Source organism: Synechococcus sp. RSCCF101, from assembly GCF_008807075.1.
Taxonomy (GTDB): domain Bacteria; phylum Cyanobacteriota; class Cyanobacteriia; order PCC-6307; family Cyanobiaceae; genus RSCCF101.
The window spans coordinates 1493493-1508188 of record NZ_CP035632.1 but is presented as its reverse complement, the minus strand read 5'-3'; the positions used below and the strand labels follow the sequence as shown (position 1 = coordinate 1508188).

Genomic DNA, 14696 nt, shown 5'->3' with positions numbered 1-14696 from the left:
CGTTCGAGCCTGCCGGCGCCGGCCGCTAGACCTCCTCGGACTCGCCCCATTGGGGTGCGACCGGCTTCCACCCCTGTCGGCGCAGGCGCTGCCAGAGCGCGGTGGCCTCATCGCGGTGCACGTAGGAGCGGCTCTTCAGCAGAGCGGGCTGCCCAGGAAGAGGTCGCCCTGAATCGATGAAGACCATCGGGGTCTCCGTCCAGTGCGTCGTGTCGCGGTGGAAGCGTTTCGTTTCCGTGCTCGTGGGGTGCTGCAGCCAGCCTTGCTGTCCCATGGGTGCTGATCGGTGCGGGGGAGAGGGCATGGGCCGGAGTTCCAGTCCTGAGCCCGGAAGGTGGCGTAGGGGGAGGCGACAGGCATGGTTCGGCCGCAAGTACACCCGTACTAGCCGTGATTGGTGCAGCGGTCAAGCGACCCCGGATGGCCCTCTCCGAGGTGCGCGCCCTGAGCGGGTTGTCGCAACGGGTCCGCATCGTCATGGGCGGCCGTCTCAGTCGCAGGCCGTTCGCCGCCGGGCTTTGGACACGGGCCTGTCGCTGCGGCTTGCCGTTGGAGTGATGTCAGGTCTGAACCGGTGGCCTGCTCTTGCCGCCGCGATCACGGCTGCAGCGGCGTTGCTGTGGAGGCAGGGGGAGTCAGCTCAGCGGAGTGATGGATGGGGGCAGGGGGACTTGAACCCCCACAACCTTGCGGTCTGCGGATTTTAAGTCCGCTGCGTCTACCGATTTCGCCATGCCCCCGGCGGCTGTCTCAGAGGCGCGAGGCCGCCGCACCAGGCCCGGCGCCATCCCGCGCCTGGATGCGCAGGGCTTCGAGGGTGATGGGGCTGCGTCCGGCGGGACGCTCGCCCCGGGCCATCTGCCACTGGCTCAGAGCCTCTGCGTGCTGCCGCCACCAGCTGCCATCCCGCAGCAACCGCTTCAGGGCCATGAGGGGAGCGATGAACAACAGACACACGTTGGCGAGCCAGGCGCGAGATGCAAGGGTCGGGGTCAAGAGTGCCTCGGCCAGTCGTGTGCCAGTCACACCCGGCCTTGAGCCTGTGGTTCCGTGGGCTGGCGAGAGCGGCTGGTCGCGTTGTGAGACCGGTTGAGAGCGTCGTCGGCGGTGGAGCGCCGATTGATCTGGCTTGTTCCGTCTCAGTCGGTCTCGTGGCTGGTGTGCCACTTTGCGCCTGTCGATTCGTTCTCCCGGTGTGGCCCGTACAGTTGGCCCGGTGTTCATTGCAGCCTCCGAGCCATGACTCTGCCCGGGTTTCTGAGCAGCATCAGCCTGGAGAGCTGGTTGGTGATCGGCGCCTATCTCAGCCTGGGCGGCCTCTATCTGGTGGTGGTGCCGCTGCTGCTCTACGTCTGGATGCAGCGACGCTGGGTGGTGATGAGCAAGCTTGAGCGTCTCGGCGTGTACGGGCTGGTGTTTCTGTTCTTCCCCGGCCTGATCGTCTTCGCTCCCTTCTTGAACTTCCGCCTCAAGGGTCAGGGCGAACTCTCATGACGCGCGGACGGGCTCTGCTCCTCGGCCTGGCCGTATTCCTTCTGGGAGCGGCGGGCTATGGACTCTTCCAGCGCGTCGGGCTTGAGGCCGCTCAGGCGGGCATTGCCGCCCAGGCCATGCTGGTGCTGATCGTGCTCGGTTGGACCGGCACATACCTGGTGCGCGTCGTCAGCGGCCGCATGACCTTCATGGAGCAGCGGCGTCGCTATCGCGCCGGTTATGACGCCGCCACCGACGACGCATTGATGCGCCGCTTCGAAGAGCTCAGCCCGGAACAGCAGCGTGAACTGCTGGAGGAAGTGGGCCAGGTGGACGATGCTGACCGGGCCGAATCGGCCGGGCTCTGAGCCGCCGCCGGCATAGTCTGACCGCTGCATCCGTGCCTGACGGCTTGACAGGACTCCCCACTCCCGCCGCAGGCGCCCGAGACACAGCGATCAGCTCCCTGTTCAGCGCACTGCGTCAACAGCAGCGCTGTGCATTGATGCCGTTCCTCATGGCCGGCGACCCGGATCTGAACGTCACGGCCGACACCCTTCTGGCGCTGCAGCGTCATGGCGCTGATCTGGTGGAGCTCGGCATCCCCTACAGCGATCCTCTTGCCGATGGACCGGTGATTCAGGCTGCCGCCTCCCGCGCTCTGAAGGCTGGAACCACGCCCGCCAGGGTGCTGGAGATGCTGGCCTCGCTGCGTGATCAGCTGCGGCTGCCTGTGGTGTTGTTCACCTACAGCAATCCCCTGTTGAACCGGGGCATGGAACGCTTCTGCCGCGAGGCGGCCGAAGCCGGTGCCGCCGGGCTCGTGGTGCCCGATCTTCCCCTGGAGGAAGCGGACCTGCTCTCACCGATCGCTGCCGATCACGGACTTGATCTGGTGCTACTGGTTGCACCCACCACGCCGGTGGAACGCCTCCGGCGCATCGCGGCGGCCAGCCGCGGCTTCCTCTATCTCGTCAGCGTGACGGGAGTCACCGGTGAGCGGGCCCAGTTGCAGCAGGCCGTGGGCGATCGTGTGCGGCAGCTGAAAGAGCTCAGCACCATCCCAGTGGCTGTCGGGTTCGGCATCTCCGGCCCCGATCAGGTGCAGCAGGTGCGCGACTGGGGTGCCGATGGCGCGATTGTCGGCAGTGCCCTTGTGCGGTTGATGGCATCAGCCGGGCAGAAGGCCCAACCTGTTGCCGAGGCTGCTGGTGTGTTCTGTGGAGCGTTGCGGCGCGCGCTCGACGACACCGCAACGGCCTGAGCCGCGGGTCGGTTCACCGGTCCGGCAGGACGTGAGCCCTCGGCTTCAGATCATGGAGACGGCCTGAGGGGAGAGATCCCCTCAGGCCAGTGCTGGCCTGCCTTTCGGCGAGGCCAGCTGATCACTCCTCGTCTTCGTCGGTGCCGCCCACAGGCACCAGACGGATCTGTTTGCGGCCGAGCTTGATCTCGAATTCGTCGCCGGGCTTGAGATCCAGAAGGGCGGTGTAGGCCTTGCCGATGAGCAGATTGCCATTGCCCTGAACGGTGGCCACGTAGCTGAGTTTGCGGCCGCCCTTGCCGATGCCGGCGCCTGCACCGCCACCGAGGCTCACACCCTTGGCCTCGAGCAGGGCCTCGTAGAAGGCGGTGAAGTTCAACCGCTCGCTGCCGTCCTTCTTGGAGGACACGTAGCCGCAGGAGCGGACCAGTTCAGACTTGGAGACATCGCCGAGCTCCTTGACCTTGGCCAGAAGATCACTGCCGGTGAGCATTGGTGAACCTTTGAATCATCTCGCCAAACATAGCGCTTCAAGGGTGCCTGGCAGCAAGTCTCTTCACGTCAGAATGCTGAGAAGCTCTGAAGCCGAGGTCTGAACATGGCGCGATTCGTTGTCTGGGGTCGCTACTGCGAGGGTGCGATCGAGAAGCGAACACCCTTCCGCCAGGAGCATCTCGATCGCCTCAAGACCCTCAAGCAGGAGGGTTCTCTGATCACCCTGGGCCCCACGCAGGACAGCAGCCACCTCTTCGCCATCTTCGAGGCGGAGAGCCGTGAGTGGGTGGATGCACTCCTGCGGCAGGATGTCTACTGGCGCCAGGGAATCTGGATCGAGCTGCAGGTCTACCCCTGGATCCAGGCATTCTGAGCCTGCTGCCACACCCATTCCCCCACACGTTCGGCGCCACCGCTGCCGAGCACCTCTCCATAGCCGCTCATCTGGCCGATGCCTTCGGCTGCCACGCGGGCGATGGCCTGAGGGTCGGCAAGCCCCGCCCGCTCAAGCGCGTTGAGCTTGAGGGTTTTGCCGCGCCGGATGATGTTGCCGCCATTGATGTGGCAACCGGCACAGTGCTGCTGGAACAGGCTCTGGCCCGATGGAGGCGTCACCGCAGCGGCGGGACGTGCGATCGGCAGCAACAGCAGAGCGATCAGCAGCAGTCCGGCAAGACGGCTCTGGAGGGATCGTGTGGGTTGCCGCATGAGCACATCAATGGAGCGTCGCCTCCACTGTGCTCAATCGCCTTCTCCGCAGCTCCTGGGGTGATGTGTGACAAGGTGAGGACCTGTGATCAGCGAGCCGTGGCGGAAGAGGATCTGATTCGCTTCCTCGCCAAGGTGGCATCGCTGCAGGACCTGGTGCGCAGCCTGGAGGCGCAACCGCAGCGACGTCAGCAACTGGCCGCCTGCAGCCATCACAACGAGGTGGTGCAGCTGGCCCGGTCCTGGGGATTCAGCATCGGCACGCGCTGGGGCGATCGGGGCAGCGATGCCGTATCAGCCGGTCAGGACAATCTGTTGTGCTCCAGCTGCCCCGCGCCCGGGCAGGAGCGCCTGGATGTGCTCCTGCATCAGCCGACCTGGCGTCTCGAGAGGATCCACTCCAATGGCTTCAGCCACCCGGAGGATGTGTGGTGTGAGCAGCAGGAGCATGAGTGGGTGCTGCTGCTGCGGGGCAGCGCGCGTCTGCGCTTCGCGGATGAGGCGCAGGAGCGGGATCTGAGTGCCGGCGATCAGCTGTGGATCAGTGCCGGTCGTCGCCACCGTGTGCAGCGGACGGATCCCGATCCAGGGACGATCTGGCTGACGCTGCTCTGGACGGGCGAGTGGCCTCCGGGTTGAGCACCGGCTGACGCACGAGCCAGTAGGCCGCTGCAAGGGCCAGGGTGGCCAGCGCCAGGCCACCGAGCAGGGCCGGTTTGTCCTCGGCGCCGGCGGGGAGAACGATCACCTTCCGGGCCACGGCGGTGAGGGCGGTGACGAGCACCAGCTCCACCTGCACCACATGGCGGCGCAGGTAGCTGGTGATGTTCTGGAGCACCTCCAGGGCGATCAGGATGGTGAGGGTGTCACCCAGCACCTTGATCAGGCTGTCGCCGAGCCAGGTGGCCGAGTCGGGCTGGGCGAGTTTGGTGCTGACCCCCACGATCAGCTGCACGATCGAGGCAACGATCACCACCCCCATCACCACGGTGAGGATCTTCGCCACCAACTTTTCGCCCCGGTCGACCTGAGCCAGGAATGACCGACGCTTGGAATTCTGCGGATCCGACACCGTCAGTTCGAGAAGGGGTCGTACTGAATGCGGGCCGGCGTGTCGCTGGGGGAGCGTTCCACGCTGGTGTCACAGGTGATGGTGCCGTCCACCTCGGTGACGCAGTTGGTGGGAACGATGGTGCTGCCGGGTCCCGACTTGCTGCTCGGGCCGAGCAGGAAGCTCTCCCGCTGGGCCAGGGCCGCAGCCGGCAGCAGCAGGATCGCCGTCAGCAGGCCCAGGCTGAGAACCCCTGCCTTCGGTCGCAGCGATGACACGGCCGGCGCCGGACGGCGGCGTCGGAGGGGAGGGCGGGTTCCGGGCATGGGCGCAGGCCTCATCTGCCCCCACTCTGACGAATCTCCTGGAGCAGGAGATCAAGCTGGGCGTCCACATTCGCTTCTGACAGCCCCTCCGGCGCATCGTCGGCGGGCGTCTGCTCCTTCCACTCGCCCTCGATCCGACACAGGGTGCTGGCCAGACCCCGGAGCCCCTCGCGCTGATGCACCGCATCAAGGGCGTCGAGGATCACCGGCATCCGGCTGGAGGGAACCCGCAGGGCCCGCCTCAGGTCGGACTGCCGCCGGCCGCAATGGCGCAGCCAGTCGCGCAGGAGATGCTCGAGGGCCTCGCGATCGTCAGGGGAGAGGTCGGGGGCCATGGTTCGGCGGAAGGAGGGCCGCTGCGGCCGGATCAGCGCGTGGGTGGAAACCAGCGGTCGAGCCGATGGCGTGCCCGGCGGCGGATGTCGGGGGTCAGGTGGCCCCGCCAGACACTCATCAGTGCCGTGAGGGCCACCAGATCATCGCTGAAGCCCCCCACCGGGATGAAATCCGGGATGAGATCCAGCGGCATCACCAGATAGGTGAGGGCCGCGAGCATGGTCAGGCGCACCTGGGGCGGTGTGGCCGGATCGAGCATCACTTCGAAGCACTCCAGGGCCGGCAGGGCGAGGGTGCGGCCGGCCTGCCGCAGCACGCGCCAGAGCACGCCCTCGTCCACCACGCTGCTGTCCACCACTTCGGCATCCACCACACCGTTCTCGGGCGGAGCGGAACTGGAACGGCTGGAGGAGGCCATGGCACCCACAGGCTGCTGAGCCATCCACTATGTGCGGATCCGAACCGACACACCAGAGCGGGTCTCCCCCCGGCGGTCTGTCGGGCCAGGCAGGCCCTCAGTCGAGGGCGATCTCGGCCAGTCCGTCCTGGATGGCGGATTTGCGCAGCTTGCGCAGGGCTCGCTGCACCACCTGGCGGCAGTATTCGCGGCTGCAGCCCATCTGCCGGGCCACCTCCGCCAGGGTGCGCCACTCATTGCTGCCGTCCAGCCCGAAGCGCAGCATCACCACGGTGCGTTCCTTCGGTGTGAGGTTCGACTGGTCGAGCAGCTTCCAGGCCGAGGCGCTGCGTTCGTCGAGTTCGGCCCGCTCCAGTGGCGGCATCTCCTCACTGGGGAGCACATCCACCAGCTCGGACGGGTCCGATTTCGACTTCACCACCCCCTGCAGGCTGACGGTGACGCTGCGCAACTCACAGGCCAGCAGATCCTCCACATCCGCGAGTGGCAGGTTGAGGGCGCCGGCCAGCTGCTCGGGAGTGGGGGACGCGCCGTGCTCCTGCATCAGCCGGGCCTTGGCCGCGCGCATGCGGGTGAGTTTCTCGTTGACGTTGACCGGAATGCGGATGGTGCGGCTCTGAGTGGACAGGGCGCGATTCAGACCCTGACGGATCCACCAGTAGGCATAAGTACTGAAGCGATGGCCGCGGGTGGGGTCATATTTCTCCACCGCACGTGTGAGGCCGAGCGTGCCCTCCTGGATCAGGTCCAGCAGATCCAGACCCTTGCCCTGGTAGCGCTTGGCCAGATTCACAACCAGCCGCAGGTTGGCAGTGATCATCTGGTGTTTGGCCCGCTCGCCCAGGCGCAGGGTGCGGCGTTCCTGCGGGCTGGGGTCGTGCTCGGGAGCCGTTGCATCCGCGGTGCCGACGCTGCCGGCAGCCCACTGTTCGCGCAGCGTCATCATCGCCTGCACCTTGCGGCCGAGGGTGAGCTCCTGTTCGGGCGTGAGCAGTTGATGGCGGCCGATCTCGCCCAGGAACACACTCAGAGAACTCGCCATGACCCTCAGTTCGCTGTTTTGAAGCTAGGGGATCAGGAGGCATCGTTTGAGAGCAACGTAAAGACTTTGGTTTTCAGACTTCATTCCAACTTCAGACTTATTTCGGTGAACTTTTGTTCATTGGTTTCTTGCGTTCCGGGCCCTCGCTCGCTCCCGGACCCGCTGATGCCCGCCCCGGTCGGATCGCAGCGCAGCCCATGGGCCCGGCCCGCTGGTTACGGTCTGAGCCCCTGAACCGCACCCGGTGACCGGCCTGCTCTCCATCCCCAGCGACACGCTCGCCCGCGCCGGCGTGGCCTATGTGCACTACCTGAGCTTCATGGTCTGCTTCGGAGCCCTGGTCCTGGAGCGCCGCATCCTGAAGCCCTCGCCGGATCGGCGTGAGGCCATCGCCATGGTCATCACCGATGTGGTGTACGGAATCGCCGCCCTGGCGCTGCTGGTGAGCGGCATCCTTCGGGTCGTGCACTACGCCCAGCCCACGCCCTTCTACACAGAGAATCCGCTCTTCTGGTGGAAGGTGGGGCTTTACCTCTCCGTTGGCGCCCTCTCCCTCTACCCCACCATCACCTACATCCTCTGGGCGATTCCCCTGCGCAAGGGTGAGTTGCCGCAGGTGAGCGACGCGCTGGCCCGCCGTCTGGGCTGGATCATCAACATCGAGATCGCCGGTTTCGCCCTGATCCCCTTCCTCGCCACCCTGATGGCCCGCGGCGTGGGCCTGCCGGCGGCGTGATCGCGGCGCTGCTGCGGCCGCGACTGGGCGCGGCGGCCCTCGCCGCAATGGCTGCCGTGTGTGCAGGCGGTGCGCCCACGTTGGCCGGTCCCGATGAGCCGTGCGGCGAGGTCTTTGCCCACAGCGATCCGGAGCCGGCAGTGTTCCGGGCGCTTCGGCACACGGTCCCAGGCACCTACGTCGATCGCCTGGCCACCACCGATCAGGGTCTGCCGATCCTTCCCGTCTGGTGCGTCTGGGTCGAGCCGTTGCCGGAGGGAGGAGGGAGCCGCTGGGATCGGCGCTGGTTCGAGGCGGTGGAGGCGGCTCTCTCCACCTGGAGCCAGCACCTGAGCTTGGTCCGCGTTGCCGATGCCGGGCGGGCCCAGGTGCTGGTGCAGCGGCGCCGGCCGCAGCGCCGGCAGATCGCCGGCGTCTGGCGCGCCAGTCACGGCCGCGGCACGCTCCTGCTCAGGCGTGTGAACCGTTCGGGCGACTCGCCGGAGGGCACGGACCTCGCGGAGTCGCCTCTGGAACCCCTGGTGGTGGTGCAGGTGAGCCCGGATCAGCGGCGGCAGGCCATCGAAGCCACCGCCCTGCACGAACTCGGCCATGCCTTCGGCATCTGGGGGCACAGCGATGAGGCGGCCGATGCGATGGCCACGGCTCCCGGAGCCGAGCCCGTGCTCAAGCTGAGTGAGCGGGACCGGCGCACGCTCGAGTGGCTGCGCCGCCAGCCCACCGGCTTCGGTCGCCCCTAGTCCCGCCTGGGGGCACCGCGACGGCGCGCCAGTTCCTCCTGCACGGCCCGCCAGTCGACACCGTGGTGAGCCAGGGCCACCTGCATGTGGAAGAGCAGATCGGCGGCCTCCGAGGCGATGGCCTTCTCCTCCCCGTCCTTGCAGGCCATGACGAACTCGGCGCTCTCCTCGCCGATCTTCTTGAGAATGCGGTTGTCGCCGCCATCGAGGAGCCGATTCGTGTAGCTCCCCTCCAGGGGGGATGAGCGGCGCGACGCGATCACCCGGTAGAGCTCGGTGCAGGCATCGGCCGGCGGCTCGAGCACCGCCTCACCCGGCAGCCCATCGCTGTAGAAGCAGCTGCGGGCGCCGGTGTGACAGGCCACGTTGCCGCGTTGCTCGACGGTGAGCAGCAGCACATCGGCGTCGCAGTCGTAGCGGAGTCCCCGCAGGGTCTGGATGTGGCCGCTGGTGGCGCCCTTGTGCCAGAGCTCCTGACGGGAGCGGCTCCAGTAGTGCACCTCGCCGCTGGCCAGGGTGTGATCCAGCGCCAGCCGGTTCATCCAGGCCACCATCAGCACCGCCCCATCGAGCCAGTCCTGGGCGATGGCCGGAAGCAGACCATTGCTGTCGAAGCGCAGCCGGTCCTGCCAGCTCTCGGCCGCAGGGGAGGAGGGGGTGGATGGGGGCACGGACGGTGCGCCTGCAGAGCGGAGTGCACTGCAGCCATGATGCCGCCGGACCGATGCCCATTCCGCTTCGATGACCGCCAGCGACACCGCGACACTCCCCAGAACCGAGGGCGTGCCGGTGACGATCCTCACCGGCTTCCTCGGGGCCGGCAAGACCACCCTGCTCAACCACATCCTCACCAACCAGCAGGGGCTCAAGACCGCCGTTCTGGTCAACGAATTCGGCGAGATCGGCATCGACAACGACCTGATCGTCGCCACCAGCGAGGACATGGTCGAGCTCAGCAACGGCTGCATCTGCTGCTCGATCAATGGCGAGCTGCTCGATGCGGTGGACCGCCTGATGGAACGGCAGGCCGAGCTCGACTATCTGGTGGTGGAGACCACCGGCCTGGCCGATCCCCTGCCTGTGGCCATGACCTTTCTCGGCAGCGAGCTGCGCGACAGCACGCGGCTGGATTCGATCGTGACTCTGATCGATGCGGAGAACTTCGACGACAGCCTGCTGGCCGGTGAGGTGGGCCGCTCCCAGGTGATCTACGGCGACATCCTGATGCTCAACAAGTGCGATCTGGTGCCCGAGGAGCGGTTGCAGGCCATCGAGGCCGAGCTTCGGGCGATCAAGACCGACGCCCGCATCCTCCGCTCCGTGAATGCGGAGGTGCCGCTGGGCCTGCTGCTGAGCGTGGGCCTGTTCGAAAGCGACCGGATCGCGGCCTCCGAGCCGAATGGTGGCCACGACCACAACCACGACCACGACGGGCACGGCCATGGAGGCCATCACGACCATCACGGTCATGACCATGGTCCTGCCCATCACCACCACGGGCACGATCACCACCACGATCACGACCACTCCCATGAGGCCTCGCCGGATCACCTGGCGATCGAAGGCTTCACCTCGCTCTCCTTCCGCAGCGACGGGCCCTTCGCCCTGCGCAAGTTCCAGCATTTTCTCGACAACCAGCTGCCCGCGGGGGTGTTCCGGGCCAAGGGCGTGCTCTGGTTCAACGAGAGCGAACGGCGCCATGTGTTCCACCTGGCCGGCAAGCGCTTCTCGATCGACGACAGCGACTGGCCCGGTGAGCGCAAGAACCAGCTGGTGCTGATCGGCCGCGATCTCGATCACGACCGTCTGCGGCGTCAGCTCCAGGCCTGCGTCGCCCCCGATGCCGGCAAGGGCTTCGCCTGAGCGCGGCGAGTGGCAGCGGCTGCCTGATCCCCCCGGGGCGGACAACCGTCGCCCGGGTGTCGCCGGGCCTGGACAACCCGACTAGGGTGACGGCCCGACGAGGAACCGGCTCCATGGTTGATCTCCTCTCCGCCGCAGCCGTCCTGGGTCTTGTGGGCCTGCTCTGCTGGCTGATTGCCGATTCCGACGACGACAATTCCGGCGGCGGCCTGATGCAGCGTCAGCTCCAGCCCGAGCTGATTCCGGTCCGCGTCCGTTCCGGTCCCTCCCGCCGCGTCTGAAGGACGTCGCCGCAGCCCACGCGGCGCCCGTCACTGCACCCTGTTTCATTTGTGACGGGCTGAAGCGACAAATGTGCTGTTCGCACTGTGCGGTCGCTTCTTACCTTCGGGCATCTGAAGCGAGTGACATCTGTTCCTCCAACGTTTCGTTGACGCGCCCAGCGACCCTGCTCTTGGCGACCCGAGGCAGCCAGTCGGTCAAGCGCTGTTGCGGCTCGTCCGGCTGCTGAGTCCATCAGCGCTCCGGCCCCTCACCCACAGACCTCCTGTCTCCGGAAGCCGTCAGCTCCTGGTGGTTTCGGCGTTGCTGGTGGTCCTTCTGGCGCTGAGCCCTCTGCTGGGGCTGGGCTGGGCCGCTCTCGACGGCGCCGATCTCGGGGTTCTCTCCCTCGGCGCGGATGGCCTCGAACAGCTGATCAGCACCCTGACCCTGCTGCTGGGAGCAGCTGCTGCGGGCGCTGCTCTGGGGACGGCGAACGGCTGGCTGCTCGCCCGCTGCCGCTTCCCCGGGCGCCGCTGGCTGCGCATTGCCCAGCTGGTTCCCCTGGCCACGCCCGGCTACCTGCTGGCCGCCACCCTGGTGGACCTGGCCAGCCGCGCCGATTGGCGGGTGTACGGCATGGGCTGGGGCGTGCTGGTGCTGGGCCTCAGCACCTACCCGTACGTGTTCCTGCTGAGCACCGAGTCCTTCCAGCAGGGTGGCGCCCGCCAGCTCGAGGCCTGCCGCAGTCTTGGCGTGGGCCCCTGGGGCAGCTTCCGGCGCGTCGCCCTGCCCATGGCCCTGCCGGCCATCGGGGCGGGCGTGGCCCTGATCGGAATGGAGGTGGTGAACGAGCTCGGGGCGGTGCAGCTGCTCGGCATCCCCAGCGTGTCCGCCGGCATCCTGCAGCGCTGGCAGGCGGAGGGTGATCCCGCCGGCGCCGTGCTTCTGGCCCTGCTCACCCTGCTGGTGGTGGCCCTGCTGGTGGCGGTTGAGCGGCAGCTGAGGCGACGCAGCCGGCGCTGGAACCTGGGCAGTGATGCGGTGGCCGGCCCCGCCTGGTCCCTGAGCGGCGGCCGGGCGCTCGCCGCCCAGGCTCTGGCCGGCCTGCCGCCCCTGATCAGCCTCGGTGTGCCGCTGATCTGGATCGCGCTGAGCCTGGACCAGCTGGTGCTCAGTGACGCTGCTGAGCTTCTCGCCCTGAGTGGCCGCAGCCTGGCCCTCGGCGGCCTGGCCACTGTCCTCGCTGCCGGTGGAGCTCTGCTGCTGGCACTCACCGCCCGCTGGCAATCCCATCCCGTGCTGCTGGGCCTCACCCAGCTGGCGGGTCTGGGCTATGCGGTGCCGGGCGCCGTGCTGGCCCTGGCCCTGCTGCTGGTGGGAGCGCCCATCGGCCTGCCGGCCCTGCTGCTGCTGGTCTGGGGCTGCGCCGATCGGTTCATGGCCGTGTCCAAGGGCGGGCTGGACGCCGCCTTCGAGCGGATGCCCGTGCAGCTCGATGAGGCGGCCACCGCACTCGGGCAGGGCTGGAGCGGCGTGCTGCGCCGGGTTCACCTGCCGCTGCTGCGCGGGCCCCTGATGGTGGGTGGTCTGCTCGTGTTCGTCGACACCGTGAAGGAGCTGCCGCTCACCTTCGCGCTGCGGCCCTTCGGCTTCGACACCCTGGCGGTGCGGGTGTACCAGTACGCCAGCGACGAGCGGCTGGCCAGTGCTCTGCTGCCCTGCCTGATGATCATCCTGCTGGGCCTTGCCGCCTCGATCGCCCTGATCCCCGGCCTCGAGCGGGAGGCTTAGGCCAGCAGAGGCCGGCCATCATCGCGCCGGATCGCCACCACAGCCGGCCTCGGGGGCTGGCCCGGCGCCGGCGATGGCCAGGACGACCCCAGCGGGACCTGCCGCCGCTGCAGGAAGGTCCGGCCCTCCCGATCCACCAGCCGGTGCTCCTGCTCCAGCTGGCGGCCGGCCATCCTCCGCCCATGCCGTTCGCCGGGATGTTGCACCGCGAGGAACAGGGTGCGCTCATCCCGATCGAGCGCCAGGCCGCAGAGTTCGCACTCCATCGGCCCCGTGGCGAAACAGAAGGCCGTTTCCTCGGACCCGCTCCCACGGGGGACCAGCCAGCAGCTGTTGTTGCCGAAGATCTCCCCCGCAGGATCGCCGATGGACCGGTCCGTCACGATCCAGAGGTTGCCGTTCCGGTCCAGGGCGAGATTGTCCGGGTTGGCAAAGCCCAGGCCGCCGGCCCAGGGCTCACCGCCGGTGACCGCAAGACGCCAGCGGAACCCGTCGTCCTGATCCTGCAGGCGCATCACCCAGCCATGGGGCCAGCCGGCTTCTCCGGCCGGTCCGGTGAACACGGCCGGATCCGCGCCTCCCCGCTCATTCGGACGGCCGGACGTGAAGGCCACCAGCAGGTCCTCGCTCACCGGATCGAGGTCGGTGTCCTCCGGGCGGGCGGTCGGCGTTCCGCCAACAGCGCTGGCCGCGAGGTGGGCATCCACCAGGATCGCTCCCTGCAGCGCGGCGGCTGCGCCCCGGTAGAGGTGGGCCAGGGTCGGGAACCGCCGGCGGTAGGCGGCCACGGCGGCGTCATCGTCGAAGAGCTCGGCGCCAGCGAGGCGACGGTCGGAATGGGGCAGCTCCACCGGACAGCTGAGGCCTGCCGTCTGAAAGCGGCTCGGTAGAAACGGATCCACGGGCGTCTCGGGACGCAGCGGAATCCAACGGCCGCTGCCATCGCCCTCGAAGCGGGCCACCTGGAGGTCGCCCTGATCGAGCAGGGCCGAGTTGGCGGGATCGCTCGGGTCCTGCACCACCGCGTCGCTCACATAGCGGTAGAGGTGGCCGCCGCGCCGGTCACAGCCGGAGTAGATCTGCAGGTGTTCGCCGGCGATGGCCCTCACGGCCACCGCTTCATGGCGGAAGCGCCCCAGCCAGCTGTGCTTGCAGGCCGGGCGGGTCGGGTCGGCGGGATCGACCTCCACCATCCAGCCGTATTTGTTCCCCGCCAGGCCGTAGACGTTGCCGAGGCCGGCCAGGCGCGTCTCGCTGCAGAGAAAGGGCCTTCGGGAGGGGTGGGAGGCGCTGCCATCGGCATGAACGTCCTCGCTGATCTGGACCTGCACGTTCTCCTCGGCACTGAGCACAGTGCCCCAGGGGGTCACCCCGCCGGCGCAGTTCGCGAAGCTGCCGATCACGGATGCTCCCAGGCCATCGCTGTAGCCCATGGGCTCCGGCAGGTTGAACACAGCTGCGGCGGGACCACTCACCCGCAGCCGCTGGGCGGGATCCCTCAGACCGGCGAGCCCATCGATGCGCCGCTCCAGCGGCGAGGTCCTCCGCCTCCAGGCGCCCCGATGGCGCTCCAGGGCGATGACCCCCACCCCCAGATCGGCCATCGCCTCATCGCTCACCGCCCGGATGAGGGCGAGGAGCGGATGGCCTTCCGGCAGAGCGGTGCAGTCCGCCTCTCCCTGCTGTGGCTTGAGGGTGTCCGCCAGCTGCTGGTAGGGGAGTGGTCGACCCAGCACCGCTTCAAATCCCTGTTGCCAGGGGAGCGGGCTGATGTACTCGAAGTTCACCACCAGGAGCGCGCGTTCCGGACCATCCGCTCCGTCCGCGCGTGGTCCGGTCGGCTCGGGCACCAGGGCGACGTAATCGTTGTTGAATCCAAAGCGCGCCCCGACCGCCGGATCGCCGACGGGCTCACCCCACACGGCCAGAAGATCGGCCCGGAAGCCCGCCGGCAGCACCAGGCGATCCTCAAGCTGCACGCTGGCAAGACGCTGCCGCTGGGCTGCGGCCTCCAGTCCATCGCCTTGCACGGGCAGCGGTAGAGCGACCGGCTGAAATAGCAGTGCAGCTCCCGAAGGGTGCCCAGGTCGTCTCGCTGCGGTTCCAGCCCGGGGCCCTCCTTCAAGGGCGGCCCCTCCCGCGACCCCGCAGCTCAGGCCGAGCAGGCTGAGAACCGAGCGGCGGGTCAG

Annotated in this window: 21 protein-coding genes and 1 tRNA gene; 10 read left to right on the top strand and 12 right to left on the bottom strand. The window is 68.1% G+C overall.

What is annotated here, in order from left to right; genetic code table 11:
• Positions 1–25 precede the first annotated feature (25 nt).
• From EVJ50_RS07295 to EVJ50_RS07285, 3 genes are all read right to left on the bottom strand, one after another.
• Positions 26–274, bottom strand: a complete 249-nt coding sequence (locus tag EVJ50_RS07295; protein WP_150883207.1) for a DUF1651 domain-containing protein — start codon at positions 272–274, stop codon at positions 26–28.
• 382 nt (positions 275–656) lie between these two features.
• Positions 657–740, bottom strand: a tRNA-Leu gene (locus EVJ50_RS07290).
• Between the two features lie 10 nt (positions 741–750).
• The gene (locus EVJ50_RS07285; RefSeq protein WP_150883206.1) at positions 751–996 is read right to left on the bottom strand and encodes a hypothetical protein; all 246 of its coding nucleotides are present in this window, start codon (positions 994–996) and stop codon (positions 751–753) included.
• A gap of 243 nt (positions 997–1239) precedes the next feature.
• Between EVJ50_RS07285 and ndhL the strand changes: the two genes are divergently transcribed.
• The 3 genes from ndhL to trpA all read left to right on the top strand — a co-directional run bounded on the left by ndhL (position 1240) and on the right by trpA (position 2737).
• Positions 1240–1494, top strand: coding sequence for an NAD(P)H-quinone oxidoreductase subunit L (gene ndhL, locus EVJ50_RS07280; RefSeq protein ID WP_150883205.1), 255 nt, complete (start codon positions 1240–1242; stop codon positions 1492–1494).
• On the top strand, positions 1491–1841 hold the full coding sequence (locus EVJ50_RS07275; RefSeq protein WP_150883204.1) for a DUF3007 family protein: 351 nt from the start codon (positions 1491–1493) through the stop codon (positions 1839–1841). The genes ndhL and EVJ50_RS07275 overlap by 4 nt, the downstream gene beginning before the upstream one ends.
• Positions 1842–1978: 137 nt before the next feature.
• A complete protein-coding gene (gene trpA / locus EVJ50_RS07270) occupies positions 1979–2737 on the top strand; it encodes a tryptophan synthase subunit alpha (RefSeq protein WP_370455459.1) in 759 nt (252 codons plus the stop codon).
• 121 nt (positions 2738–2858) lie between these two features.
• Here trpA and EVJ50_RS07265 read toward each other — a convergent pair whose 3' ends face one another.
• Positions 2859–3230 carry an AbrB family transcriptional regulator gene (locus tag EVJ50_RS07265; protein ID WP_150883202.1) on the bottom strand — a complete coding sequence of 124 codons (372 nt, stop codon included), beginning with the start codon at positions 3228–3230 and terminating at the stop codon, positions 2859–2861.
• Between the two features lie 105 nt (positions 3231–3335).
• Here EVJ50_RS07265 and EVJ50_RS07260 point away from each other — a divergent pair, with 105 nt between their 5' ends.
• Complete coding sequence (locus tag EVJ50_RS07260) at positions 3336–3605, top strand: YciI family protein (RefSeq protein ID WP_150883201.1); 270 nt, start codon at positions 3336–3338, stop codon at positions 3603–3605.
• Here EVJ50_RS07260 and EVJ50_RS07255 read toward each other — a convergent pair.
• Entirely contained in the window at positions 3581–3940 is a 360-nt protein-coding gene (locus EVJ50_RS07255) for a c-type cytochrome (protein WP_150883200.1), read from the bottom strand. The genes EVJ50_RS07260 and EVJ50_RS07255 overlap by 25 nt on opposite strands.
• A gap of 99 nt (positions 3941–4039) precedes the next feature.
• On the opposite strand from EVJ50_RS07255, the gene EVJ50_RS07250 reads away from it, so the two are divergent.
• Positions 4040–4579 (top strand): Nif11 domain/cupin domain-containing protein, encoded by a 540-nt coding sequence (locus EVJ50_RS07250; RefSeq protein WP_150883199.1) that lies wholly within the window; start codon positions 4040–4042, stop codon positions 4577–4579.
• On the opposite strand, the gene EVJ50_RS07245 is transcribed toward EVJ50_RS07250, so the two are convergent.
• The 5 genes from EVJ50_RS07245 to EVJ50_RS07225 all read right to left on the bottom strand — a co-directional run bounded on the left by EVJ50_RS07245 (position 4482) and on the right by EVJ50_RS07225 (position 7113).
• Complete coding sequence (locus EVJ50_RS07245; RefSeq protein WP_370455457.1) at positions 4482–4946, bottom strand: phosphate-starvation-inducible PsiE family protein; 465 nt, start codon at positions 4944–4946, stop codon at positions 4482–4484. The genes EVJ50_RS07250 and EVJ50_RS07245 overlap by 98 nt on opposite strands.
• Before the next feature lie 68 nt (positions 4947–5014).
• Positions 5015–5317 carry a hypothetical protein gene (locus EVJ50_RS07240; protein WP_225322841.1) on the bottom strand — a complete coding sequence of 101 codons (303 nt, stop codon included), beginning with the start codon at positions 5315–5317 and terminating at the stop codon, positions 5015–5017.
• An 11-nt stretch (positions 5318–5328) separates the two neighbouring features.
• Positions 5329–5652: a hypothetical protein gene (locus EVJ50_RS07235; protein WP_150883198.1), complete on the bottom strand. Its 324-nt coding sequence runs from the start codon at positions 5650–5652 to the stop codon at positions 5329–5331.
• Positions 5653–5684: 32 nt separating this feature from the next.
• A complete protein-coding gene (locus EVJ50_RS07230; RefSeq protein WP_150883197.1) occupies positions 5685–6071 on the bottom strand; it encodes a YkvA family protein in 387 nt (128 codons plus the stop codon).
• A gap of 97 nt (positions 6072–6168) precedes the next feature.
• Entirely contained in the window at positions 6169–7113 is a 945-nt protein-coding gene (locus EVJ50_RS07225; RefSeq protein ID WP_150883196.1) for a sigma-70 family RNA polymerase sigma factor, read from the bottom strand.
• Positions 7114–7357: 244 nt separating this feature from the next.
• On the opposite strand from EVJ50_RS07225, the gene EVJ50_RS07220 reads away from it, so the two are divergent.
• On the top strand, positions 7358–7849 hold the full coding sequence (locus EVJ50_RS07220; RefSeq protein ID WP_150883195.1) for a DUF2214 family protein: 492 nt from the start codon (positions 7358–7360) through the stop codon (positions 7847–7849).
• A complete protein-coding gene (locus tag EVJ50_RS07215; RefSeq protein ID WP_225322840.1) occupies positions 7846–8589 on the top strand; it encodes a peptidase in 744 nt (247 codons plus the stop codon). Before EVJ50_RS07220 ends, EVJ50_RS07215 begins: the two co-directional genes overlap by 4 nt.
• On the opposite strand, the gene hisIE is transcribed toward EVJ50_RS07215, so the two are convergent.
• On the bottom strand, positions 8586–9260 hold the full coding sequence (hisIE, locus tag EVJ50_RS07210; RefSeq protein ID WP_225322839.1) for a bifunctional phosphoribosyl-AMP cyclohydrolase/phosphoribosyl-ATP diphosphatase HisIE: 675 nt from the start codon (positions 9258–9260) through the stop codon (positions 8586–8588). The two genes, EVJ50_RS07215 and hisIE, sit on opposite strands and share 4 nt — an antisense overlap.
• Positions 9261–9330: 70 nt before the next feature.
• Between hisIE and EVJ50_RS07205 the strand changes: the two genes are divergently transcribed.
• From EVJ50_RS07205 to EVJ50_RS07200, 3 genes are all read left to right on the top strand, one after another.
• A complete protein-coding gene (locus EVJ50_RS07205; RefSeq protein WP_150883193.1) occupies positions 9331–10452 on the top strand; it encodes a GTP-binding protein in 1122 nt (373 codons plus the stop codon).
• 113 nt (positions 10453–10565) lie between these two features.
• Entirely contained in the window at positions 10566–10733 is a 168-nt protein-coding gene (locus EVJ50_RS14585) for a hypothetical protein (protein ID WP_191964713.1), read from the top strand.
• 292 nt (positions 10734–11025) lie between these two features.
• Positions 11026–12507, top strand: coding sequence for an ABC transporter permease (locus EVJ50_RS07200; protein WP_370455456.1), 1482 nt, complete (start codon positions 11026–11028; stop codon positions 12505–12507).
• On the opposite strand, the gene EVJ50_RS07195 is transcribed toward EVJ50_RS07200, so the two are convergent.
• Complete coding sequence (locus EVJ50_RS07195; RefSeq protein ID WP_370455455.1) at positions 12504–14537, bottom strand: PhoX family phosphatase; 2034 nt, start codon at positions 14535–14537, stop codon at positions 12504–12506. The genes EVJ50_RS07200 and EVJ50_RS07195 overlap by 4 nt on opposite strands.
• Between the last annotated feature and the right edge of the window lie 159 nt (positions 14538–14696).

Bases quoted from the DNA above. Each gene is read 5' to 3' on its own strand.
- EVJ50_RS07205 (WP_150883193.1), top strand. From the start codon at position 9,331: ATGACCGCCAGCGACACCGCGACACTCCCCAGAACCGAGGGCGTGCCG.
- EVJ50_RS07240 (WP_225322841.1), bottom strand. From the start codon at position 5,317: ATGCCCGGAACCCGCCCTCCCCTCCGACGCCGCCGTCCGGCGCCGGCC.
- EVJ50_RS07275 (WP_150883204.1), top strand. From the start codon at position 1,491: ATGACGCGCGGACGGGCTCTGCTCCTCGGCCTGGCCGTATTCCTTCTG.
- trpA (WP_370455459.1), top strand. From the start codon at position 1,979: ATGCCGTTCCTCATGGCCGGCGACCCGGATCTGAACGTCACGGCCGAC.
- EVJ50_RS14585 (WP_191964713.1), top strand. From the start codon at position 10,566: ATGGTTGATCTCCTCTCCGCCGCAGCCGTCCTGGGTCTTGTGGGCCTG.
- EVJ50_RS07295 (WP_150883207.1), bottom strand. From the start codon at position 274: ATGGGACAGCAAGGCTGGCTGCAGCACCCCACGAGCACGGAAACGAAA.
- EVJ50_RS07260 (WP_150883201.1), top strand. From the start codon at position 3,336: ATGGCGCGATTCGTTGTCTGGGGTCGCTACTGCGAGGGTGCGATCGAG.
- EVJ50_RS07265 (WP_150883202.1), bottom strand. From the start codon at position 3,230: ATGCTCACCGGCAGTGATCTTCTGGCCAAGGTCAAGGAGCTCGGCGAT.
- EVJ50_RS07255 (WP_150883200.1), bottom strand. From the start codon at position 3,940: ATGCGGCAACCCACACGATCCCTCCAGAGCCGTCTTGCCGGACTGCTG.
- ndhL (WP_150883205.1), top strand. From the start codon at position 1,240: ATGACTCTGCCCGGGTTTCTGAGCAGCATCAGCCTGGAGAGCTGGTTG.
- EVJ50_RS07235 (WP_150883198.1), bottom strand. From the start codon at position 5,652: ATGGCCCCCGACCTCTCCCCTGACGATCGCGAGGCCCTCGAGCATCTC.
- EVJ50_RS07230 (WP_150883197.1), bottom strand. From the start codon at position 6,071: ATGGCCTCCTCCAGCCGTTCCAGTTCCGCTCCGCCCGAGAACGGTGTG.
- EVJ50_RS07225 (WP_150883196.1), bottom strand. From the start codon at position 7,113: ATGGCGAGTTCTCTGAGTGTGTTCCTGGGCGAGATCGGCCGCCATCAA.